Origin of the sequence: Enterococcus sp. DIV0421 (assembly GCF_051713745.1) — a bacterium.
Taxonomy (GTDB): domain Bacteria; phylum Bacillota; class Bacilli; order Lactobacillales; family Enterococcaceae; genus Enterococcus_D; species Enterococcus_D casseliflavus.
Genome location: NZ_JBIOQM010000002.1, coordinates 1 through 23,845 on the forward strand (window position 1 = coordinate 1; position 23,845 = coordinate 23,845).

The following is a 23,845-nucleotide window of genomic DNA, read 5'->3' on the forward strand; positions in this document are numbered from 1 at the left end:
CAAAGATGATCGCGGAAAGGATGCTGGCAACTGGCAAGGTACATTTACTAGAAAAGATCGCTAAAAAGAAGATGGAAAAGAGTTCTTCTCCAAGTAACATGATTGGAATAACTAGCAGAGTCAACCATTGAAAGCCTTCGTTCACTGGATTTCCGTGAAGATCCCACTTTAGTCCGTATTGCAAAACAAGAGAAACGAGAAAGCTGATCAGGATGTTTAAAAGAAAATACTTGCTGATCGTCTTCACTGGTGCGATGGGTTTTCCGAAGAGCTGCTTGACTGCTTCTTTACCGTAAACTAGCCGTAATGCCCAATAGCTGGCAATCGATAATGAGAAGATGCTGACGATGGCAGGGGCATACAAAAGACCGACCAAACCGATACCTGCGAGGACTGTTCCTAGTAAAGCGTTGCTCCATGAGATTTGTTTTCCTATAAGTTTGTTCATTTACTTTTCTCTCCTTATTAAGCTATAGAGGATGTACTATTTAGCTGTTTTCTCTGATTCTTCTGCTGTGTGCTTTTTGTGCCGTAATATAAGCGATAAGTACAACAATGAACGTTTTGGGTGATTTTCATATCATCGCTTCATTTGCGCCAATTCTTTGTACGGTACAAAAGATAGAGTAATCGATAACGAGTTTCTGAAACAAGATGGTCGTATATTTCGGACTTTTTTATGGTTGAGCAACTAAGTGATGGCGGATGCACAAGTACTAAGTTACTTCATTAAGAAAGGAAAACTGACTTCCAGATTCGATGGAATAATCGTCAACAAAGAAACGACATCGCTATGTACTCTTGAAATCGACTAAAAATTCCAGAATATTTCGAAAAATACCATTGCTTATTTATGGCAAAACCATTAGTATTATTAGAAAAACTGATGGTGAATCGATGATAAAGCGAGCCTTTAACAGTGAGAAAGCCGAATCAGTGGCATGAAATAGGAGTGATAAGTGTGGAAGAGTTATGGAATGTATTGAAACCAGCCGAACAAGTCGAACTGAAATTAAGAAAATTGTATACGCAGCATCATTTTTCACCTTATCACTCGAACAATTTTGAAGAGTATCGCAACTATCAGCAAAATGATCAGTTCTTGCGTGGTTCTTCCATCATCACGTTTACAGGCACGGATGGCAGGACGATGGCGCTAAAACCTGATGTCACCTTGTCGATTGCCAAAAATACACCTTCTGGAGAAGCGCGCAGAGTGTATTATGTGGAGGATGTCTATCGACAGGATCGTCAAGCAGGGGAATACCAAAAGATCGATCAAATCGGTTTGGAGCTCATTGACCAAATCACATGGGAAGATCAACTGGAGGTTGTAAAACTGGCTTGGGAAAGTTTGGCTCAGGTGGGAAAAGGGACCTTGGATCTGTCTCATATGGGGATTTTGGATGGCATCTGCCAACGCTTCCCCGAAGCGGATCGACAAAAGGTACTGCACTGCCTGCGGGACAAGAGTTCTCATGGCATGGATGCACTGACTGAAAAAGCTGGCTTGTCAGCAACAGAAGCTGAAAAATTGGCGAAACTGGTACGTTTGTCAGGTGATTTTGAAACCAAGTATCAAAAGGCCAAAGAGCTGCTGGCAGAGTATCCCCAAGCACAAGCTGGTTTAGCAGAACTAAAACAACTGTACCAAGCATTGCAAAAAGAACAACTGTCAGCCTCCATTCGGATAAGGCTGGATTTTTCAATTTTAAATGATGCCGATTATTACAGTGGCTTGCTGTTTCAAGGATTCATCGAAGAAGCAAGAGAGACGATTTTATATGGCGGCCGTTATGATCGCTTGATGAGTCGGCAAGGCAAAGAGCAAGGGGCGATCGGGTTTGGTATGAAGCTCAACCATGTAGGGCAAAAGGTGCCGACTGACAACGAAAGTTCAGGCTATTTGAACATTGCGCTACCTAAAGGCCGCATGGGGGATGCCGTATACGATTTATTCACGAAAGCTGGAGTCGCTGCGCAAGGTGTCTTCAAAGACAATCGCCAACTAATTTTTTGTGATGAAGAAAACAAGCTGCGCTTTTTCTTAGTCAAGCCGAGCGATGTGGCGATCTATGTGGAGCACGGAGTGGCGGATATCGGTGTCGTAGGCAAAGATATTTTAATGGAAAGCAAGGCAGAAGTCATCGAATTTCTTGATTTGCATATGGGGGTCTGCCGTTTGGCAGTAGCAGCGCGTACGGATTTCGAGGACGATTTCTCCCGCCCGCTGCGGGTCTCCACAAAATATCCGCAGATCACCCGCCAGTTTTATCAAGGGTTAGGTCGCTCGGTGGAATTGATCCAACTGCATGGATCGATTGAATTGGCTCCTTTGTTAGGTCTCTCCGATGTGATCGTTGACATCGTCGAAACGGGGACGACACTAAAAGAAAATGATCTAGAAGCGATCCAAGACATCGCGCCGTCTTCAGCGCGTTTAGTGATCAACCACGCCACGTGGCGTTTCAAGCAAGAACGCATTCAAACAGTGATTGAGAAGGTGAGGGAGCAATTATGAGAATTTTTTCGACCCAAAAAGATACGATCGAAACGATTGTGGCAAGGAAACAGTCGGAAACGAAGGATGTTTCAACCGTTGTCGCCCAAATCATTGCCCGTGTTCAGCAGCAAGGAGATCAGGCGTTGTTTCAATTAATTGAAGAAATCGATCAAGTGACCTTGTCTTCCTTAACCGTCAGTCTTGAGGAGGTTGAAACGGCTGTCCAAGCCGTCTCCCCTGAGCTGCTTGAGGTGATGGAACAGGCGAAAGAAAACATTTTGACATTTCATCAAAAGCAAGTCCAGCAAGGCTTTGTCTTGACGAAGGAAAATGGCGTTGTGATGGGACAGCGGGTCTTGCCACTAGCAAAAGTCGGGGTCTACGTTCCTGGCGGCACAGCAGCTTATCCTAGTACGGTTTTGATGGATGTCCTGCCCGCAAAAATCGCCGGGGTCAAAAAAATCGTTATGATCACACCGACGGACAGCCAAGGAAAAGTTCCAGCTGCTATCTTAGCGGCAGCTTCCGTTGCTGGAGTGGATGAAATCTACAAAGTCGGTGGTGCCCATGGCGTAGCGGCATTGGCTTATGGGACAGAAACGATTCCCAAAGTCGACAAAATCGTGGGACCAGGAAATATTTATGTCGCCACAGCGAAAAAAATGGTGTACGGCGAAGTTGATATCGATATGATCGCAGGGCCCAGCGATGTGCTGATCATCGCCGATGCCAGCGCAAATCCTCGTTGGCTGGCAGCAGATCTTTTGGCACAAGCCGAGCATGATATCTTAGCGCAAGCCATCTTAGTCACAACAGAAGCAACCTTGATTGAACAAGTCCAAGTAGAGCTTGACTTGCAGCTGAAGCAACTGCCCCGCAAAGACATTGCTGCTGCGGCGCTTGAATCTAGCGGAAAGCTGATCCTAGTCAAAGATTTGACCGAAGCACTTACCATTGCCAATCAAATCGCCCCAGAACATCTTGAATTAGCAGTGGCAGATCCTTTTGCTTTGTTGGGACAAGTAGAAAATGCGGGCAGTGTCTTTTTAGGACATCATACACCAGAAGTGCTGGGAGATTATTTTGCTGGACCAAATCATACCCTACCAACAGAAGGGACCGCCCGTTTTTACTCACCGTTATCAGTGGATGATTTTATTAAGAAAAGCAGCTACTTGTATTACCCAGAAGCAGCCATGAAGGCGGCTGGTCCAGCCGTAGCATTGTTCGCAGAAACCGAAGACTTGATCGGCCATGCCCGTTCGATCAATGTACGAAGAGAGGGAGAAAAATGACCTTTTTACATCAAAAGTATCACAAGCTGACTCCTTATACACCAGGGGAACAAGTAGACGAGCAAGCCGTTATTAAACTGAACACCAATGAAAGTCCTTATCCGCCAGCACCAAGTGTTCAAGCAGCGGTTGCCGATGCCGCCCACAAGCTGAATCGTTACTCGGATATTGCTGCTGAAGTGGTGACAACCCCTCTGGCTGCTTATCTTGGCGTTACACCAGCCCAGCTGTTTCTCGGTAATGGCAGTGACGAAGTCTTGTCCTATCTCTTTCAAGGCTTCACGGAAAACGGCATCGCCTTTCCCGATGTGACCTATGGGTTTTATCAAGTGTATAGTGCCTTGTACCAAGTCGCTGCCACCGTTGTTCCGCTGCAAGAAGATTTCTCGATTGCGTTAACGGACTACGATTCGCTCAAAGGGACCGTTATTTTTGCCAATCCCAATGCGCCGACTGGGATTTATCAAGAACAAAGCGAAATTTGTGCCTTTCTAAAACGGCATCCCGATCGCTTAGTGATTGTCGACGAGGCCTATATCGATTTTGGCGGCACTTCAATGGTTTCTTTGATCGATCAATACCCAAATCTCTTGGTTGTCGGAACGTTTTCGAAATCTCGGCAGCTGGCAGGGGCACGTCTGGGCTTTGCGGTTGCCAATGAAAGACTGATCCAAGACTTGAATCGGTTGAAATTTAGCTTGAATCCTTACAATGTCAATAGTTTGACCCAAGCCGCAGGTGCAGCCGTTTTGCAGGAACAAGCGTATGTCGATGAGAAGATCCAAGCAACGATCCACGTGCGTGAGTGGAGCAAGCAAGCCCTAGCGAAGCTCGGCTTTGAGCAGACCGACAGCCAAGGAAATTTTTTGTTTGCAAGGCACCCTGCGATTGCTGGTGAAGAGTTGTATCAGGCACTGAAAGAGCAGAAAATCTTCGTCCGCTGGTTTAATCAGCCCCGCATCAAAGAGTATTTACGGATCACGGTAGGAACGAAGGATCAGATGGAACGATTGATGACGGTGTTAACAACGATCATAGAAGAGGTGAAGGAATGAGAAAAGCAGAAGTTACCCGCAATACGACTGAAACCAAGATCCACCTGCAGTTGACGATCGATGGTACTGGTCAGCAATCAATCAAGACTGGTGTGAGGTTTTTAGACCACATGCTGGAATTATTTGTCCGCCACGGTCGCTTTGATTTGACGTTGGTCTGTGATGGTGATACAGAAGTAGATGCCCATCACACAACAGAAGACGTTGCCATCGCCATTGGCCGAGCGTTTTCAGAAAGTCTTGGGGAGCGACGAGGCATCAAACGCTATGGCAGTATGCTGCTGCCGATGGACGAAGCCTTAGTCATGACAGCGATCGATATCAGCGGTCGTGGCATGGCAGTCGTAGAGTTGGCGATACCGAGCGAAAAAATCGGGCAGCAGTTTGATACGGAATTGGTTGAAGAATTTTTCATTGCTTTTGCCCGTGAATTAGGTGCTACGATCCATTTCCATCAAATCGCTGGGAAAAACAGCCACCACATTGTGGAAGCTTGTTTTAAAGGCTTTGGGCGTGCCTTAGGTGAAGCAGTAGCGATCAATCAAGCAGCCCCAGATGAGATCCCTTCAACCAAAGGGACGATCCAGTGATTCATGAGGGAAAAATGATTACGTATCTTCCACACAGATGGATGAGATAAGGAAAGGGGCGTATTATGTTAGCAATCATCGACTATGGGGTCGGCAATTTGTTCAGCTTGTCTCGTTCGCTGGATTATTTGGGGGTTGACTGCCGAATCACGCGTTCACTAGCAGAATTAAAAGCTGCCGACCGCATTCTTTTACCCGGCGTAGGCGCTTTTGGCGATGCCCGCCAAAAGTTGGCAGAGTTGTCGCTGATCGAACCGATCCAAGAATTGGCAGCAGCTGGCAAACCCTTTTTAGGCATTTGTTTAGGGATGCAGCTGTTGTTTGATAGTAGTGAGGAGTTTGGCACACATGTGGGGCTCGGTTTGATTCCAGGACGGATCGTTTCCATGCAAAGCGCCTTTGAAGAAGCCAAACTGAATCTAAAAGTGCCGCAGATTGGTTGGAATCGGCTGACTGTCAGAAAGGAAAGTCCTCTAGTCAGCGGGCTAGGGGAACAAGATTTTGTCTACTATGTCCACAGTTATTTTGCTACTGATTGCCAAGAGTATGTCATAGCAGACAGTGACTATGGTCTAGCAATTCCCGGTATCGTGCAAAAAGACAATGTCTTCGGCACTCAGTTTCACCCAGAAAAAAGTGGGGCTGTCGGGTTGAAGATTTTAAAAGCATTTACGGAGGTGCCGCTATGAAAATTTTTCCAGCAATTGATCTGTTAGATCAAAAAGTGGTCCGTTTGTACCAAGGAGACTATGAGCAAAAAGAAGTGTTTGGGGATGATCCAGTGGCATTTGCTCGTTCATTTGAAGAAGAAGGTGCCAACTATCTGCACCTCGTCGACTTAGATGGTGCCAAAGCTGGCAAACTCCATTACTTTGATGTCGCAAAAAAAATCGTCCAGCAAACCAATCTGTTTGTCGAAGTTGGCGGCGGGATTCGTGAGGAAGAAACGATCCAGCATTGTTTGGCAGCAGGCGTTCATCGGGTGATCCTCGGCACGATTGCCCAGAAAGACCCAGCATTCACAAAAGCGATGCTCAAGAAATACGGCAACAAGATCGCCATTGGGGTCGATGCCAAGGAAGAAAAAGTGGCCGTGGAAGGCTGGCTCGAGAAAACGGCAACAGACGCGTTTACTTTTTGCCAACAATTGGTGGAATGGGGAGCGCAAACGATCATCTTTACCGAAATCTCGCGTGACGGTACAGGAGAAGGCATCAATCTGCCCTTATACGAAAAACTCAATCAATTGGATTGCGACATCGTGGCTTCTGGCGGCGTGGCTTCATTGGCAGATATCAAAGGATTAAAACAGTTGGGCATCTCTGGCGTGATCGTCGGGAAATCCTTATATAACGGCAGTCTCCAATTGGCGGATGTCTTAGCAGCAGGGGAGGCAGAAGCATGATCGCCAAACGAATCATTCCTTGCCTTGATGTGCGAGATGGGCGAGTCGTGAAAGGGGTCAATTTTGCTGGCTTAAAAGATGTTAATGATCCAGTGACTTTGGCGCGCTTTTACAATGAACAAGGCGCCGATGAGCTGGTTTTTTATGACATTACTGCTTCTGCAGAAGAACGCGGCTTATTCACGGACATTTTGCAGCGCGTGGCGTCAGAAGTGTTTATCCCCTTGACGGTGGGCGGTGGCATCAATCAAGTAGCAGATTTTGAGCGAGTCTTAAACTGTGGCGCCGACAAAGTCAGCGTCAATTCGGGAGCGCTTCGCCGACCAGAGTTGATTGCAGAAGGCGCGAAACGCTATGGCAGCCAGTGCGTTGTTTTATCCGTTGATGTTCGCCGAGTCGGTGAGAACTGGCATGTGTTTGCCAAAGGCGGCCGGGAAGATACAGGCTTAGAAGCATTGGCGTGGATTCACCAGGCTGAGCAGTTAGGTGCTGGCGAACTTGTTATCAACAGCATGGATACCGATGGCGTGAAGCAGGGGTTTGATTTAGACTTGCTGAAAGCTGTCAGCGAAATCACCAAATTACCGATCGTCGCATCGGGTGGTGCTGGCAAAAGTGCCGATTTTATCGAGCTGTTTCAATTGCCAAATATTGAAGCAGGGCTGGCGGCCTCGATTTTTCACTATGGCGAGGTGAAAATCCCAGAGCTGAAAAAACAATTACAGGCCGTCGATATTCCCGTACGAATCGTATAGCGTTGGCGTTTTGATAGGCAATAGAAGGAGTGGATAACATGGTGCAAGTACGATTTGATGAACAAGGATTGGTTCCAGTGATCGTGCAGGATGTGGAAACGAATGAAGTTTTGACCTTGGCTTATATGAACCAAGAAAGTTTGACCTTGACCTTGAAGGACCGATTGATGACCTTTTATTCCCGCAGTCGCCAAGAATTGTGGCGCAAAGGAGAAACCAGCGGCAATTACCAGCATTTAGTATCATTGACCGCAGATTGCGATCAAGATGCCTTAGTCGCCAAAGTAAAAAAAGACGGACCTGCTTGCCATACAGGCACAGAAAGCTGCTTTACAGAGGTGCTTTATGGTACAGAATCCTCTCCGACCATCGATGCGTTGTATGAGCTGATAAAAGGTCGTAAAGATACGCCGCAAGAAGGCAGCTATACCAGCTACTTGTTTGAAAAAGGCTGTGAGAAAATCTTAAAAAAAATTGGCGAGGAAGCAACCGAGGTCGTGATTGGGGCGATGAAGGAAGACCGCCAAGAAACCGTTTATGAGATTGCTGATTTGGCGTACCACACATTGGTTTTAATGGCAGAAATGGGGATTGATTTAGCGGCTATCCGCCAAGAGCTTGCCAAGCGTCATGTTGTGGATAAGAAAGTCAAACAAGAACGGATGCAATAATGGTCAGGGTTTTTCAGTAGAAAGAAAGCAACTGACGATAAAAAAGAAGCCCTTCAGCCATTGCTTGAAGGGCTTCGTAACCGTGGCGATAAAGTTGATCTGCTGGTACTTTGAGTGAGCACACAAACTGGCTATTTGTTTTCCAACTCTTCGATCAATTCTTTCATTTCTTTGATTTCTTTTTCCTGTGCGTCAATGATTTTTTCTGCAAGTTCTTTTACTCTTGGATCAGACAAATCGGCATTTTTACTGGTTAAAATCGCAATCGAATGATGGGGAATCATGGCTTTCATCCAGGCCGTATCTCCCACGGCGGTTTGGCTTCTGACCATAAACAGTGAACCAAAAAAGAGTACAACACTGACAACTAAAATTCCGATATTCATTTTCTTGTTGTCATACATCTTCCACATAAACAGCAGCATGATGATCGCCATCATCGCGCCCATCATAAGTGCCATAAACAGGCGGGTTTGGCTGAAAAAGATATGATCGAGGGCGTAGACATTGAAATACATCATACAAAACATAATCACCGTCGATATCCCAATCATCACCAAAAATTTCCCGTATTTCTTCATTTCTTTCCTCTCCTTTTTGTTTTTGCTACACGAAATAAAACAATAAAATCAACCAAAAGGGTCAAGAACACTTGCCTTGCTTTTGATTATTTTATTGTTAAGCAAAAAATTTTCTCGTTAAATTAAGTATAGCGGATAAGAAGAGTTTAGAAAAATAATACACTTAAGCAGGTTCCTTTTAGAGATGAGGAAACGATGACCAAGCGTGCATCCTGTCATCCATATTGAGGCAATGCTCGGCTTTTCCTAACAGAAGCCCCATTTTAAAAGAAGATTGAAAATCAGGGTATTTTATGCAGTAAATGAAAAAGGACGAAAATACGCCCTTCCTAAAAGAAATCAAACTCGCTTATTTCTTTTTTCTTTTGTTCGTTGAATAGATACTAAGCACAAGGGCAAGTCCTATACATAGAATCAACACAAATGTCATTTTTTCCCCTCCTAGTCCTTTGTCCTGAAAAGCGAAAATCATACATTTTTCTTCCGTCAGTGTTTGATTGCTTTATGAGGAAAGAAGGATAAAGCAGACCTACTTTTATCATCGGTAATGATCGGCAGTAGAAAATACCCGAATGATTTTCCTAATCTATGTACCATGTTACAGTGAAGAAGACAGATGATGGCGACAGAAACTGTTTTGGTCGTTACTGATTGTGTCGTGAATCAGTACAAGTGACATTCACATGAACGCAAACTGGTGATATCTAAGCGTTGGGCAATTGATTTTCTAGCAATCCCAAGCAAAGGAATTCAAAAATGATGGTTCTTAAGCATTTTTATTTGTTATAATCAACCTAAGAAATGGATGGTGTATAGAATGAATCACAATGATCGCTTGACGCGTTTACGCTATGCTTTGGATATCAAAGATACCGATATGGTGAAAATTTTTGAACTTGGCGGCGCTTCTTTCACAAAAGAAGAAGTAAGACAATTATTGAAGAAAAAAGACCCTGAGACCTATGAGATTGAATGTACCAATGAAGCCTTTGAGCGTTTCTTAAATGGTTTGATTCGCTCGCAACGAGGAACAAAGCCAGATGCTGCAGAACCTGTCTTAGAGTTGAACAATGGCAATGTAAATAATTTGATGCTGAAGAAAATAAAAATCGCCCTTTCCCTAACAACAGATGAAATGCTGGACATTTTCCAGCAAGCGGGAGTCAAAGTTTCAAAAGGTGAATTAGGCGCCATTTTACGCAAAGAAGGCCATCGCAATTACAAGCCATGTTTAGACAAATATGCTCGCAACTTTTTAAAAGGATTGACGATCGAGTATCGGGATAACTAGTAAAAAATCAATAATAGGCTGAACTTACAATGGGCTGCCCAAAGAGATGCATGTATGTGTCTCTTTTTTTATGTAAATTCAAAAACAATGTAAATCAGTAATTATAACGCTAACTGAGGCCAAGCTTGGAGCATGAAGGAGCAGGTGAAGTGAACGATCTGTTTGCTTGAATAACCTGTTCGTTAAAACCTGACAAGTTTGGTCATTTCTGATACAAATGTTGACGTGTTCAGAATGATGAACCATGTAATACTATCAAAATGAACAGGGGTATCCTGTGTCTAAAAGTTGTAATTAACAAGTCGTCACCATCATCAGAAGGGGAAGTTTGTCGATAGGTGAAAGATAGGAAAGCGTATCGTATTTAAACGAATATAAAAGGAGAATGTTATGAAAAGGAAATTTTGGGGTTATTTGTCATTGGCGATCTTGTTAAGTCAACCTGTGTTGGCACCTTTGGCACAAGTTATGGCTGAGGAACAGGAAACCATTCCATCAAACAAAGAAATAACGACATTAGGAACATTAGAAAAAGTGGAGGAGACTACTGAAACAGTCGATTCTTCTCGTATAGAAGAAATCAATGGAGACACCACAAGTAACTCAGAATCGCAAGAAGTGGTTAATGATGATGAGAAAAGTGGCTCGACGGAAAGTACAGAAAAAAACCTCCCTGATCCAAGTGAAGACACAGCTAGCTCGGCAACTGAATCATCAGCGGAAATGAAAGAGGCATCTAATCGCAGCGTTTCATTAGACGCTTGGATGCCAGATAAGAATTTGCAAAATGAGGTAGCTAAAGGGCTAAACAAAACAGTTGATACAATCACTCAAGAAGATATGGTGAATCTAAAACAGTTAGATTTTTCTTCTTTAGCCAAAGACACAGTAGTCGATTTTACTGGTTTAGAATACGCTAGCAACTTGCAAGCGTTATACACGACATCTATTATTGCTACGAATGTTCCCAAAATCACTATGGCGGAAAATGCAACATTGTTTACCCGTCCTAATGTACTAGCACACATTCTTCCAAAAGGATCTTTTTCAAATATCCACATAGGAAATTATGATGCCTATTTGACAGCCCAAGAATTAATTGGGGTTGGTCAACATCTTAGTGGATGGGTAACAGATTATCTGACGGTCTATGCAAGTAGCATGACGGATTTTTCTAAGTTAGAGCTATCTCCAGAACACCATCAAAATTCCCAACTATCTATTATGACTCAGGAGAAAATACTATTAGAGCCAATGCTAGTAAAAGATGGCCAATCTGATGTTCTTTATAAAGACCGTATGATGGTTGATACCCAAGGAAATGCGTTGCTCTCTTCTTTGTCCAACAAAAAGTATTCTTATTCGATTCGGGGGATAGATAAAAATGGCTATATCTTTCCCTTATATGAAAATGATGGGTTTGAACTGACTGAAGAAGGAATTCAATTTAAAAATATTCCCGCCAATGTTGACTATTTGTCAATCACTTCTCTTGTTCCTAATCGTTTATCCACCGAGAGAGCTGCTAGTACAGGTACCATTCAATATTTAGTGAATTATCAAGTACCTGTGAAGTATGTGAATACTGCAGAAGATGTTACGGTCAAGTATCTTGACGAAAACGGACAGACGCTTGCACCAAATGTCACTTTATCAGGGTATGTAGGCGACCCCTTTACTACGGAAGAAAAGGATATCTCAGGCTATACACTGAAAGAGATCCAAGGGGATAGGATAGGGACCTTCAGTGATGTCGCGCAAGAAGTCGTTTATGTCTATGAACGTAGCGATGCAGCGCCAGTGACGGTAAGATACGAAGATAAAGAAGGCAATGAATTGGCAGCACCAACCGTAATGAATGGCAAAGTGGGGTTACCCTATACAAGTGAAGCTAAAGCAATTAATGGGTGGTACGTTTCTCAAACACCAATTAACGCCAACGGGACTTACAGCGAAACAGCGCAAGAAGTCGTTTATGTCTATGAGCGTAGTGATGCAGCGCCAGTGACGGTAAGATACGAAGATAAAGAAGGCAATGAATTGGCAGCACCAACCGTAATGAATGGCAAAGTAGGTTTGCCCTATACAAGTGAAGCTAAAGCAATTAATGGGTGGTACGTTTCTCAAACACCAATTAACGCCAACGGGACTTACAGCGAAACAGCTCAAGAAGTCGTTTATGTCTATGAGCGAAGTGATGCAGCGCCAGTGACGGTCAAGTATGAAGATAAAGAAGGAAATCAATTAGCTGAACCAACGATCCTTAGTGGAAAAGTCGGCTTGTCTTATGAAAGCAACGCCAAAGAAATATCTGGCTGGCGGGTTTCAAAGACGCCTAAAAATGCAAAAGGTACCTTCAGTGATGCCGTCCAAGAAGTTATTTATGTTTACAGTGCTGATAAAGAGAATGAACCGGGAGAAGATTCAGGAGAAGATACACCAGAATCAGAAAACAAGACGCCGAAAGAAGAGAACGGGAATAGCTCAGGAAATAACAGCAAGCAAACAAACACACAAACCAAATCAAAAAATAAGTTGCCTGCAACAGGAGAACAACTTACAGGTCAACGAATCATGGGCTTTTTGGGAGTCATCACTGTTCTGATTTCTTTCGTAGTAATTTTGAGACGAAAAAGAAAAACTGAAAATTAAAAGCTATTTAATAGAGAGGAAAGAGTATCCAGAATTGATTATTTTCTGGATACTCTTTGTTTAACCCTATTTAAATATGAGCGAGAATATTAGATTTTTATCAGTTATCTTTCGAATGTTACGTTCTTGAATTCATCATTCAAGCCATCCCGATAGGCAATAGTCAAGACTAATTTTCCTGTTGTTTTGTCATAGTCTATCACGTTTAGTTCTAGAGAGAAGTTCTTAACATTGGCATCAATATAAGAAACAATTTCTTTTTCTTCCTCGCCGATTTTTATCGAAAGTGTACTTTCTCCTAATAAATTCGCCTCCTCCAGAGCTGATTTTGCTGAGCGAATTTCAGGCTGATAGAAGACAGTGTTTGTTTGAGTTAAATAGGTTCTATTTATTCGCAACGGAACGGTGATTTTTCCAAAGTCATTTGAGATAACGATCCTAGCTTTATTACTAGGGGAGAAAAAGACAGAGAGACCTATTAAAATTAGAACGAGAATACTAGCAACACTTGACCATACTATTTTTTTTGATATTTTCATTGATTTCAGTTCATTCAGCGAAGCATGAATAACTTTCCCCCATTCTTTTTAAATATCGTAAGAAGTTAGATTGATTATGGCGAAGATACTTTAAAAATGACTGTACTAATTTTCAATTTTATATAAGCGTAATTGATAGAAAGTAGAAGCTTTTGGAATTGTTGAAATGCTCAAAGGCTACCTAACTATTCGATTGTAAATACTCCTAAAAACCGAACCTCTTTTTATCGTAGCAAAATATACGATTTTTTACTTTTATTATTATAAAATAATTTTTTGATAAATATCGGTTTGGACTGTTTTGTCGTCTTAAACTAGCTGTTAGAAAGAGCAATGCTCTCCAGACGTAGTAACTCGTAGTTCTAAGTAGTTGTAGCCATGCTTTTGCTTATCCTAAATGATTCAGAAGGTGATAGTTTCAGAGATAACTTCTTATAAAATGAAATAAGTAATCAATGAATACACACTGAATGAAAATAGATCGTGAAAGGAGTATAATTACCTTAAAAATAAAGTTAAGAGGTATTAGTATGTATAAATTTCTTTTAACTAAATTAGACCAAGATGTTTATGAATTGTTTGCGCATTTTTTTGAGCAGGCTGTGGAGCGTGAAAAACTAAATATTCTTGCTGAAAAGACTAACTTATCAAAACGAAGAATCGTCTTAGTTTTTGAGCGAGCACTCGATTTGCAAACGGCATATCCTTATTTTGAGATTGCGTTGCATGAAGGTAGAGAGATGACGCTTTATTTTGCGCCCAATTTTCTTTTGTCTAAGCTTTATTCGGTCATGCTAGCAGAAAGTATGCCATTTCAAATTTTAGACAGACTCTTCAGTGATAAATATGTGTCGCTGGAAGAAACCGCCCAACAACATTATGTCAGCAATCGCACGGTTCAAAGAAAACTAAAGGAAGTAGAAACGATTCTTGAAAATTATCACATTCGATTGAACCTAAAAAGAAAACCGCTTTTTGTGGGCGAAGAATACCGCATTCGGCATTTTTTCCACATCATGTATTGGCAAATCTATGATGCAACGAACGCGCGTTATAGTGGATTGACGAAACAAAGTGTCAGTACATTGAAGAAAAAGTTGACAAGTTATCCCAGTTTTTATCGGGGGATTGATCAGGAGAAATTTGTTCAATTGCTGGCATTGAGTATTTATCGTTTTAAAAGAGGCTTTCCTGTAAAAGAGATTCCTCAAGAGATGAGGGAGATGAGGCATCTGACGATTTCCTTTGAAGAATTTAAAGAAGAGCTCATCAAGCCATTGCTAAGAGACAATTTGATTCTAAATGAGCTTCCAGAAACAGAATTTCTCTTCTTGTATTATATGTTTTCTGTCATGACGACGTACTTACCTGAAGAGATTCCTAGTCAGTTAACAATTGGGGAACATTTTTCTCCTCAAGCCATCGCTGCAGCAAGGCTATTTACGGAAACCGCCCAGAAAGTTTTTCTCGTTTCTGAAAGCAAGATTGATTATCTGTTGGTGAATGCCTTGAATATTCATTCGGTTTCGCTTCTTTTTGCATCGAAAAATAAGATCGATGCCTTTGGAAAAACAACAACAGACAAAGATTATCGTCGTGTCTTTCCTAAGATTTTTCCGCTTGTTCAGGAGATGTATCCATCGTTAGCGCAACAATCACCAATTTTTGCAACCATGTATGAAGCGAACAATCGCTTGCTTTTTCAATATAGTATGCTTCTTTCCCTGGTAGCGAAAATTGATCGTTCTACGGTTCGAATTTTTCACGAATCAAAATTCGGAAAAATCCAAGAAATCAGACAAAAGGAACGATTGAAACGCTGGTTCGGTTACACACTTTCATTTGTTTCCGAAAATCCCGATTTTGTCGTGACAGATTACCCCGTCAATCGGCAAGCCTTTATTGACCAAAACCCCAACGTCCAATTTTTTAAATGGAATAGTTTTCCAACGGGGGATCGCTGGCTTGAACTGATTGAAGCAGTTGAAAAATTCCAGAATGAGTTGCTCAAAGAAAAAGAGTCGAAGGAATAACCGTTTTCGTTTACTAAAAAATGCCAGAAGATTAAGACCGCATTACTTTTGTCAACCATGTATTTTTTTAGAAATCTATTCATTTTTTTATGACTGCAACAGAACTAGAACTACTCTCTCCATACGATGTTTTTCAATCGCAAGATGCGAAGGAAACAATAGTCATTTATCGTTAAGAGAAAGTTAGTTTAACTTCTTCTGTTGCAGTCTTTTTTTGATAATGTAGTGGTGAAGCAATGTGATTCAAGAATAGCGATTTTGGAAATAAGGGATCTGATAAGGCGTTCACAAATTTCTAAAATTCAATATACTTAGAAAGTATATTTATATTATTTCTCTACTCATTTTTCATAGAAAGAATTACTTTCTTTTTATTTCTATTTGCATAACGGATTTTGTATAACAGGACTTATTTTGTTTTTGCCAAGACATTTATTGACGCCTTTTCAATGAAAAACCGAGTGATAATACAGGCATAAGGAATGAGGACAACGAATAACCAACCAGCCGCTGGCAGTTGAGGACTTGTTTGTATCTGTAGAGTTAGACTGTTTTCATTCACTTAAATAGAAAGAGGTAAGAGTAATGAAAAAATCAAAGAAGCAAGAACTTTTATCACGTCTTATTGTCAGTTCCTCTATTTTTATCTTAGGAAGCCCAATTATAATGCAAGCAACTGTCAATATTCCAGCAGTGGCTGAAACATTCAGTACTCCAGAAACTGAGGAATCAACGATAGCTACAAGCGAAGCATTACTAGAACAACAAGAAATTATAGAGGAAGAAAAAGTACCTGCTGAGGAAACCAACACAACAGAACCTGAAGTAAGCAAAGAAACAACAGTTGCTGATGCGGAAAAAATGATAAACTATCCCATTAGTTCTATAGCCTCAGAAAACACACCAGTTAAGGTTCATTATGTTGATCTCAACGGCAATAGCTTAGCCAGTACTGTCACAATAGATGGCGCACCAACAGGTAAAGCCAATGCTTTTGGTGACTTCTCTTATGAGAAAGCTGTGGTTGATCCTAAAAATATTCAAGGGTACAGTTTAGTAAATGATCATAAGACATTACCAATTAACCAACTCCATCAATTGGAAGCCACTCTTTCATTAATGGGAGAATATGTGCTGAATCCTAATTTTATAGAAGATAAGATTATTTTTGCTACGAAGCAACTCAATGTACCTTATCCAGGATTCGCAGATAGATTCTATGATTTTGCTGGTAATATCGTGACAGATGGATCTGCGCCGTATGGAAGAGGCTACGGACAAACAGATGTCTATTACTTCTATGTACCAAATCAGCAAAAAGTGGTTTATAACGTGATTGATGATACTGATGGAAATATTTTAGAAGAAAATATTACTTTTGAGGATGGAGCAGCTGAAGCGAATCTAAATAAAAAACAAGCAGATTTACAAGCAATTGCAGAAGGATATTTACCAAAAGGATATGAAATCGTCTCTGTCGACTCCATTCCTAGTTTTTTTGACAAAGATGACATGAAAGATCAAGTTGTCAATATTCACTTGAAACATAGAACAGATGTCAAAGAAGAAACGAAAGAAGTCAAACAGACAATCTATTATGTTTATGAAGATGGCACGGAAGCAGCAGGCGATCAAAACGATAAGATCATCTTTACTCGCGATATAATCACAGATTTGGTTACTGGATTGTTCACCTATTCAGAGTGGGAAGCTAAAGATAATGATACAACATTTGATGAAGTAGCTAGTCCAGAAATTAAGAATTATATAGCTGATAAATCAATAGTTGATGAAGTGAATGGAGTAACGCCAGAGGACAGTTCTACCGAAATAACTGTCACTTACAAAGCTAGAATGAAAACCATAACAGAAACCAAAGAAGTCAAACAAACGATCCATTATGTTTACGAAGATGGTAAAGAAGCTTTACCAGACAAAGTAGATACAGTCTCTTTTACACGTACAGTGACAACGAATGAAGCAACAGGTGTTACAACATATGGAAAATGGCAAGCTAAAGATGACGATACAACCTTTGATGCGGTGAAGAGTGTGGAAATTGATGGTTATAAAGCTGATCTCGAAATAGTTAAAGAACAAACAGGAATGACAGCAGAAAATAAAGATTCAGAAATAACGGTTACTTATACAAAAAATACAACATACCCATCAACAGATTCTAGTGATTCTCCGACAAAATCGGGCGTTACCAAAGCACCGACAACAAAAGTGTCAGTAAAGCAATCAGCAGCAAATAAACAAAGCTTACCAAAAACTGGTGAACAAATAAATTCATACGTTTTATATAGTGGGGTCACGCTAATCACTGCAACATTGCTTGGTATTTTTGTGAAGCGTTCAAGACATAATGTGAAGTAACTCTAGAAAAAGATGAATAAATAAAAAGACTGAAATGGTTCCTTTATAAAAAGCTTCTCACAGGAATGATAGTCTGCAAGACTGCAGACGTTAATCGTATTTTGACTGTTATTGCAGTTTTTCTCTGAATAAAAAGTGAGTGATCTATGAACAGGTACTGATCACAGAAAACAAACTCGGCTCCCATCTTAAAGGGACCGAGTTTGTTTTTTATAAAAATTGTTTTCTATACTGATAAACCAAACTCAGCCCGCTCACTATAAAAGCCAGAGCATACTTGTAAAGGAAAAACTGATTCCACATGTAATCTTTTGGAAAGAGAATGTCTAAAAAGACGATCGTTAGCAGCATCGCATTCACGGAGATGTAATAAATTTTTTGCGAATGTTCATCTTCTTTGCCAATTTTTTTAGTGTAAACATAAACCAAAGCAATGCCAAAAATCAGTAAAAGCATACCGATACCTAGCAATAGGTTCCAGTTGGCATTAGAATATTCTGCCCAAGTTTTCAGACGGTAAAATAATGCGCTGGGAATATCTGAAAGTGATTTAATGACCATATTTCCTCTCTCCTTCTGTATAAGTAAATAAATCTGTGATGTCCACTTGAAAAACGTTCGCTAGACGATAGGCTAATAAAAGCGTTGGCGTATAGTTGCCTTTTTCCATGACAAAAATCGTTTGTTTTGAAACACCTACTTTGTCCGCAAGTTCTTGCTGAGTAAGCCTAGCTAACACCCGATATTCATATACTTTATTAGCAATAGAGTCGCCAAAATCTTCCTTCAAACGATCACCTCCCACAATCATTGTAAACCATAGTTTTATAAAAGTAAAGTTTAATTATACTAAAGCTAACTATATCTATACTGAAACTGAATGAATTGCCATAAAATAGCCGCCAGAAATGAACTGACGGCTGTTTTTTTAGATATCATCAATGTCCGCTGGTAAACTTGATGCCCAAAATCCCGACTATTAATAAAGCAACGAACACCCAAGTCAGAAGGGATAGCTGGTCTTTGAAGAACACGACGCCGATAATGATCGAACCAACTGCGCCTATCCCTGTCCAAACGGGGTAAGCAATACTTAATGGTAAGTTTTTTACCGCTAAAGCCAGGAAGCCAAAGCTGAAAATCATTCCGAGTAGTGTAGAGAGACTATACCAAAAGTGGGTAAACCCATTACTTAGCTTCATAGTCGAAGCCCATACTACTTCAAAAAAACCGCCTAAAAATAAATACATCCATGTCATATACTTTTTCCTCCTCAAAAAAAAATAAGCATCCAGTAAACTCTTCAAGGACCTAATGAGTTTACCAAACACTTCTATCACCCGGTGGTGGTTTGGATATTCAATTAATGTGACAATAAGAAAATCTTAGCTGAAAAGGGAGGGATTGTCAAATAAGTGGAAATTGTTGGTAACTATCGCTCTTTTGATTTTTAGTTGATAGTTGTCATTTTTTTCTATTGAAAGCAATTACTTTGAATAAAATGATACAATGTCTATAAGTAAAAAAAGCTTTGTCAGAGTCTAGTTAAATATACATTCTCATCTTATTTAGATGGTATAGAATCTCACAATTATTTTGAAAATTAGTTAAAAATAATCTTTAGGGAAGGAGAAGAACAATGTATCAGAATAAGAGTCTAGCTATTCAAGAAACGGTATTGATTGATATTTTGAAAAAAGATACTACTCTTTACAAGATCATTAAAGATGTCTCGGCTTTAGGTATTCCAAACCTTTATGTCGGCGGTGGAAGTATCACGCAGTCTGTATGGAATCATCTTTTTTCTAAGCCCATCGGTTACGGAATAAGTGATGTGGATATCGTTTATTTTGACACAGATTTGAGTCAAGAGAAAGAACGAATGGTACTAGAACAAATAGTGAAAACTACTAAACAAAATCAATATGCGCTGGATGTAAAGAATGAGGCAAGGGTGCACCTATGGTATGAAGAAGAATTCGGGTTTTCTATTCCCGCATATACCTCTACTGAAGAAGCGATCAGTACTTGGCCCAGTACTGCAACTTCGATCGGTGTTTTTTTCGATCAGGAAAGCAAGCTCCAGGTTTTTGCCCCTTATGGCATGTATGATCTCTTTTCTGGGATAGTAAGACCAAACAAAGCGATGATTTCCCGTGAAGTTTATGAAAAAAAGATTGAAAAATGGTGTTCGAAGTGGGCAGAACTTAATGTGATTGGCTGGCAGTAATGAATGCTTAGAAAAAAATTTTTTCGTTTTTTTATACTATAGCATTATCCGTCCCTATGCTCACTAAGCAATAACATATTGAATACTATTAGCTAATTTACACCTGACACCTCCCTTAAAAGATGTGTAATAGTCTCTCATTTGTTTCAGTAAGAAAGGGTGAAACAGACTGTTTGCCGTTTTTCATTCATTTCTTGTTTGAATCTCAGTTCGTGTACTTTTATCGTGTTTCACACTAGCAATGCAGAACGAGCGTTTCTTGACAAATAAGCATTCAAAAAATATAGTTAAGTCAAAAGCTGCAAGACAGGAGAATACTATGAAAATTAGAGCCGCAGCATTGTCTGATCGTAAAGAACTAGCTCACTTATCGAAGGTGCTAGGCTATCCAATCGAAGAAGAAGTATTGATCGAGGGTTTAAAGAGGATCATAGCTGAGGAGGACCATCTCTTGCTTGTTGCCGAAATAAAGGGTAAAGCAGTTGGGATGATTGAAGCACAGCCGTATTCAACAGTTTATTCTGCTGGGCAATTTTTTAATGTCTTAGGTTTGGTAGTGGATGATCAAGTGCAAAAGCAAGGCGTTGGCGGGAAACTACTGTCGGCAATTGAAGAAGAAGCCCGACAGCGAGGAATGCAAGGCATTCGATTAAATTCGAATGTTAAACGCCATGCTGCTCACAGGTTTTATGAAAACCATGGCTATCATAGCAGTCATGAACAGAAACGGTTTATCAAGGAATTATAAAAATACAAAGACGCTGGAGGAGTGACAAACGACACTCCAGCGTCTTTTTTTGTATTAACTTTAATTGGTTCAAAAGACTAATATTTATGGAATCAATGCCAACAACAGCCGTTTAATCTCCTCATACACCTCTCCGGTTTCCGGCGTCACACGTTGACGATTCTGAATGATAAAAAGATCACGATAGCGGTACTCTGGATCAAGTTCCTGCCAAGGCAACCCTTCTGGTAATGAAAGTTTCGAAATGATCGATTTGCCGATGTTTTGTTTTAATAGGGACAAAATCACTTCACTGTTATTGGCTTTGATGATTTGCGGATGCAGGTGCTGTGCGTACAGATAGGTTTCGTTAATGTAATACATCCCCGAGTCGTTTTCTCGCAAGACCCAAAAATCAGAAGCGATGTTGCCTGCTAACACCAATTCATCGCGATAAACGAATTCTTTTTGGATCAATGGCGAAACGATTGATTTTTCGATCAGGCCGATATGGGCTTTGTTTGATTCGACGGCATCGATCACTTCTTGCGAATTCATGATTTTGATTTCAAAGGCAAACGTTGGAAATTCTGCAATCAGCTGTGCCATGATGCTGGGCAGTAAGTAAACGGCGGTGGTATTCGAACAAGCGAGCACACACGCTGTTTTAAAATTTTTGGTGTCTTTGGCTTGCGAAAAAATAGTGGACAAAGAGCGGAGGGACTCGACCACACGAGGATACAAAAACTCCGCTTGGCTAGTGGGTAAAATCAATTGTTTTCCTTTACGTTCAAAAAGTTTGAAGCCAAGTTCCGCCTCTAATCGTTGGATTTGTAAGGAGATCGTTGGCTGAGTTTTATAGAGCCGTTTGGCGGCAAGACTAAAATTTCTCGTTTCATAAACAACAATGAAGGTTTTGAGCAATTCAATCATTTTGCGGACTCCTTTATTATTAATAAAATTTATAATTAGTATTTAAAAGTGCAATTTTACAAATAGTTATCAGGTGATTATAGTATAAGTGTAGAGAAAAAAGAAAGCAAATTTAATTGAAATTTTCATACGTTTAGAAAGGATGAGTTGATGAAAACATCGATCCAGCATTTTTTACATTCATTGCCAATCCCGATTTGCGGCTTGATTTTAGGCACTGTGTCTTTGGGGAATTTATTGTATTCAGAAGGAATGGAGACGGTTGGAAATGCGTTTTGCACCCTTGGTATTTTCATCATGGGGCTCTTCCTTCTGAAAGTATGCTTTACATTTAAGCACACGATGTCAGAGTTGCAAAACCCAATCGTTGCTTCGGTGGCGCCGACTTTTACGATGGCGCTGATGGTGATCTCCACTGTTTTTGAACGGGTCATTCCCAATGCAGTGGTGAATGATCTGCTCTGGTGGGGGGCTATCGGCTTACATTTTGCTTTAATGATCTATTTTGTTGTCGTGCATATTTTGCCTGTTGACCTTTCGCTGGAATACATTTATCCAAGCTGGTTTATTACCTTCGTCGGGATTGGCGTAATTCCCAATACTTCTGCTGTCTTTTTTAAAGAGCTAGGGGAAGTGATCGTCTGGATCGCATTGGTATTGTATTTTGCGCTTTTGCCGATTATTTTAAAGCGAGTCGTCCATCAAAAGCTGACGGAACGTGCGGCAGTTCCTTTGATCACGATTTTAACAGCACCAGGTTCTCTTTGCTTAGCAGGTTACCTTTCCGTATTTGAACAAGGCTCTGCTTGGTTTGTCGCCTTTATGCTGTTATTGTCACAAACGATTTATTTCTGTGTCGTCGCTTATATGAAAAACATGCTGGCAGTCGGGTTTTACCCAAGCTATGCGGCATTTACGTTTCCTCTTGTGATCTCGGCGACTGCAATGTTCAAATCAGCACTGTTTTTTGCAAATCACCCACTGATATTTGGGTTTCTACAAGCCTTAACGATTATTGAAACCAGCTTTGCCGTAATCGTCGTCAGCTATGTGTTAGGAAAATATGCTGTTCATTTGTATCAGCAAACCAAAGCGCTGATTGCCGGTCATAGTTACTAAGGAAGCACAAGAGATTATCTATTTTTTAAGAAAATGCGTACTCTACGCAAAACAATAGTACAAGTATTTGAAAAGAAAGGGAAGGGATCGCACATGAAAAGTACAAGCAGAAAAGTTGTCGTTGTCGGAACAGGTTTCGTTGGAACGAGCATTGCGTATTCCATGATCAATCAAGGACTGATCAATGAATTAGTCTTGATCGATGTCAATCGGGACAAAGCAGAAGGAGAAGCCCTCGATTTGTTAGACGGTATGTCATGGGGGCAAGAAAACATCAAAGTTTGGGCGGGAGAGTACTCGGAATGTAAAGATGCTGATATCGTCGTTATTACTGCAGGGATCAACCAAAAGCCAGGACAAACACGGCTTGAATTGATCGATGTGAACGCCGAAATTATGGCAAGCGTCACAAAACAAGTGATGGCTTCAGGCTTTGATGGCGTGCTTGTCATCGCTTCAAACCCAGTCGATGTCTTAACTTATCAAGCATGGCGTGTGTCAGGGTTGCCAGCCAATCGTGTCGTTGGTACGGGAACGACCCTCGATACCACAAGACTTCGAAAAGAAGTGGCGGCAAAATTAGCCATCGATCCACGGAATATTCATGGGTACATCATTGGGGAACACGGTGACTCGGAAGTCGCTGTCTGGTCCCATACAACGATCGGTGGGAAACCGATCGTAGAATTGATCAAGCAAAAGGATCGTTTGACCGTTGCCGATCTAGCGGTTCTTTCTGAACGAGTAAAAAATGCTGCCTATGAAATCATCGATCGAAAACAAGCAACTTTTTACGGGATAGGGATGAGTGTCGCAAGAATCGTTCGAGCGATCTTAAATGATGAGCAAGCGATTCTGCCGGTATCTTCCTACCTTAATGGGGAATATGGCATCAACGATTTATTCACAGGGGTTCCTGCAGTCGTGGATCAAAACGGCGTCCGCGAAATTATTGAATTGACGCTTACACCTGAGGAAAAACGGCAGTTTGATACTTCGTGTCATCAGTTACGAGCAGTAATTTCCACAATTGGACAAAGCAAAGTCAGCTGATCTCTAGAACACCAATAATGAAATCCTCGTGTTC

Annotated in this window: 23 protein-coding genes; 16 read left to right on the forward strand and 7 right to left on the reverse strand. The window is 41.0% G+C overall.

The window, feature by feature from the left end; translation table 11 throughout:
* The coding region (locus IGI96_RS11115; protein WP_438785148.1) for a CPBP family intramembrane glutamate endopeptidase at positions 1-448 on the reverse strand (448 nt) is incomplete at its 3' end.
* 513 nt (positions 449-961) lie between these two features.
* Here IGI96_RS11115 and hisG point away from each other — a divergent pair.
* From hisG to hisIE, 8 genes are all read left to right on the forward strand, one after another.
* Positions 962-2,521 (forward strand): ATP phosphoribosyltransferase, encoded by a 1,560-nt coding sequence (gene hisG / locus IGI96_RS11120; RefSeq protein WP_438785149.1) that lies wholly within the window; start codon positions 962-964, stop codon positions 2,519-2,521.
* Positions 2,518-3,798 carry a histidinol dehydrogenase gene (hisD, locus tag IGI96_RS11125; protein WP_086339198.1) on the forward strand — a complete coding sequence of 427 codons (1,281 nt, stop codon included), beginning with the start codon at positions 2,518-2,520 and terminating at the stop codon, positions 3,796-3,798. The genes hisG and hisD overlap by 4 nt, the downstream gene beginning before the upstream one ends.
* Entirely contained in the window at positions 3,795-4,853 is a 1,059-nt protein-coding gene (gene hisC / locus IGI96_RS11130; RefSeq protein WP_086339199.1) for a histidinol-phosphate transaminase, read from the forward strand. The genes hisD and hisC overlap by 4 nt, the downstream gene beginning before the upstream one ends.
* Positions 4,850-5,443 carry an imidazoleglycerol-phosphate dehydratase HisB gene (gene hisB / locus IGI96_RS11135; RefSeq protein ID WP_086339200.1) on the forward strand — a complete coding sequence of 198 codons (594 nt, stop codon included), beginning with the start codon at positions 4,850-4,852 and terminating at the stop codon, positions 5,441-5,443. The genes hisC and hisB overlap by 4 nt, the downstream gene beginning before the upstream one ends.
* Positions 5,444-5,508: 65 nt before the next feature.
* Positions 5,509-6,132 carry an imidazole glycerol phosphate synthase subunit HisH gene (hisH, locus tag IGI96_RS11140; RefSeq protein ID WP_074934506.1) on the forward strand — a complete coding sequence of 208 codons (624 nt, stop codon included), beginning with the start codon at positions 5,509-5,511 and terminating at the stop codon, positions 6,130-6,132.
* The gene (gene hisA / locus IGI96_RS11145) at positions 6,129-6,848 is read left to right on the forward strand and encodes a 1-(5-phosphoribosyl)-5-[(5-phosphoribosylamino)methylideneamino]imidazole-4-carboxamide isomerase (protein ID WP_015509107.1); all 720 of its coding nucleotides are present in this window, start codon (positions 6,129-6,131) and stop codon (positions 6,846-6,848) included. Before hisH ends, hisA begins: the two co-directional genes overlap by 4 nt.
* Positions 6,845-7,603, forward strand: coding sequence for an imidazole glycerol phosphate synthase subunit HisF (gene hisF, locus IGI96_RS11150; protein ID WP_086293280.1), 759 nt, complete (start codon positions 6,845-6,847; stop codon positions 7,601-7,603). Before hisA ends, hisF begins: the two co-directional genes overlap by 4 nt.
* 38 nt (positions 7,604-7,641) lie before the next feature.
* The gene (gene hisIE / locus IGI96_RS11155) at positions 7,642-8,274 is read left to right on the forward strand and encodes a bifunctional phosphoribosyl-AMP cyclohydrolase/phosphoribosyl-ATP diphosphatase HisIE (RefSeq protein ID WP_086339201.1); all 633 of its coding nucleotides are present in this window, start codon (positions 7,642-7,644) and stop codon (positions 8,272-8,274) included.
* Between the two features lie 131 nt (positions 8,275-8,405).
* On the opposite strand, the gene IGI96_RS11160 is transcribed toward hisIE, so the two are convergent.
* Complete coding sequence (locus IGI96_RS11160; RefSeq protein ID WP_086339202.1) at positions 8,406-8,855, reverse strand: DUF305 domain-containing protein; 450 nt, start codon at positions 8,853-8,855, stop codon at positions 8,406-8,408.
* Positions 8,856-9,672: 817 nt separating this feature from the next.
* Here IGI96_RS11160 and IGI96_RS11165 point away from each other — a divergent pair.
* Both IGI96_RS11165 and IGI96_RS11170 read left to right on the forward strand, forming a co-directional pair.
* Positions 9,673-10,146, forward strand: coding sequence for a DUF1456 family protein (locus tag IGI96_RS11165; RefSeq protein WP_086339203.1), 474 nt, complete (start codon positions 9,673-9,675; stop codon positions 10,144-10,146).
* A 390-nt stretch (positions 10,147-10,536) separates the two neighbouring features.
* Entirely contained in the window at positions 10,537-12,798 is a 2,262-nt protein-coding gene (locus IGI96_RS11170; protein ID WP_438785153.1) for a MucBP domain-containing protein, read from the forward strand.
* A 104-nt stretch (positions 12,799-12,902) separates the two neighbouring features.
* Here the strand turns inward: IGI96_RS11170 and IGI96_RS11175 are convergent, their stop codons facing one another.
* Positions 12,903-13,337, reverse strand: coding sequence for a hypothetical protein (locus tag IGI96_RS11175; RefSeq protein WP_086339204.1), 435 nt, complete (start codon positions 13,335-13,337; stop codon positions 12,903-12,905).
* 530 nt (positions 13,338-13,867) lie between these two features.
* Between IGI96_RS11175 and IGI96_RS11180 the strand changes: the two genes are divergently transcribed.
* Entirely contained in the window at positions 13,868-15,370 is a 1,503-nt protein-coding gene (locus tag IGI96_RS11180; RefSeq protein WP_086339205.1) for a helix-turn-helix domain-containing protein, read from the forward strand.
* A 585-nt stretch (positions 15,371-15,955) separates the two neighbouring features.
* On the forward strand, positions 15,956-17,749 hold the full coding sequence (locus IGI96_RS11185; RefSeq protein ID WP_086339206.1) for a mucin-binding protein: 1,794 nt from the start codon (positions 15,956-15,958) through the stop codon (positions 17,747-17,749).
* 210 nt (positions 17,750-17,959) lie between these two features.
* Here the strand turns inward: IGI96_RS11185 and IGI96_RS11190 are convergent, their stop codons facing one another.
* The 3 genes from IGI96_RS11190 to IGI96_RS11200 all read right to left on the reverse strand — a co-directional run bounded on the left by IGI96_RS11190 (position 17,960) and on the right by IGI96_RS11200 (position 19,008).
* Positions 17,960-18,310 (reverse strand): hypothetical protein, encoded by a 351-nt coding sequence (locus tag IGI96_RS11190; RefSeq protein WP_016610497.1) that lies wholly within the window; start codon positions 18,308-18,310, stop codon positions 17,960-17,962.
* Positions 18,300-18,539 (reverse strand): helix-turn-helix transcriptional regulator, encoded by a 240-nt coding sequence (locus tag IGI96_RS11195; RefSeq protein ID WP_015509117.1) that lies wholly within the window; start codon positions 18,537-18,539, stop codon positions 18,300-18,302. Before IGI96_RS11195 ends, IGI96_RS11190 begins: the two co-directional genes overlap by 11 nt.
* 148 nt (positions 18,540-18,687) lie before the next feature.
* A complete protein-coding gene (locus tag IGI96_RS11200) occupies positions 18,688-19,008 on the reverse strand; it encodes a DMT family transporter (RefSeq protein ID WP_086339208.1) in 321 nt (106 codons plus the stop codon).
* A 380-nt stretch (positions 19,009-19,388) separates the two neighbouring features.
* Here IGI96_RS11200 and IGI96_RS11205 point away from each other — a divergent pair, with 380 nt between their 5' ends.
* Together IGI96_RS11205 and IGI96_RS11210 are read left to right on the forward strand one after the other, a co-directional pair.
* A complete protein-coding gene (locus IGI96_RS11205; protein ID WP_086339209.1) occupies positions 19,389-19,979 on the forward strand; it encodes a nucleotidyltransferase family protein in 591 nt (196 codons plus the stop codon).
* Between the two features lie 319 nt (positions 19,980-20,298).
* Positions 20,299-20,727, forward strand: coding sequence for a GNAT family N-acetyltransferase (locus IGI96_RS11210; RefSeq protein WP_086339210.1), 429 nt, complete (start codon positions 20,299-20,301; stop codon positions 20,725-20,727).
* An 84-nt stretch (positions 20,728-20,811) separates the two neighbouring features.
* Here IGI96_RS11210 and IGI96_RS11215 read toward each other — a convergent pair whose 3' ends face one another.
* Positions 20,812-21,639 carry a LysR family transcriptional regulator gene (locus IGI96_RS11215; RefSeq protein WP_086339211.1) on the reverse strand — a complete coding sequence of 276 codons (828 nt, stop codon included), beginning with the start codon at positions 21,637-21,639 and terminating at the stop codon, positions 20,812-20,814.
* Positions 21,640-21,789: 150 nt separating this feature from the next.
* Between IGI96_RS11215 and IGI96_RS11220 the strand changes: the two genes are divergently transcribed.
* A complete protein-coding gene (locus tag IGI96_RS11220; protein ID WP_086339212.1) occupies positions 21,790-22,758 on the forward strand; it encodes a TDT family transporter in 969 nt (322 codons plus the stop codon).
* A gap of 93 nt (positions 22,759-22,851) precedes the next feature.
* Entirely contained in the window at positions 22,852-23,811 is a 960-nt protein-coding gene (locus IGI96_RS11225; protein ID WP_086339213.1) for an L-lactate dehydrogenase, read from the forward strand.
* Positions 23,812-23,845 lie beyond the last annotated feature (34 nt).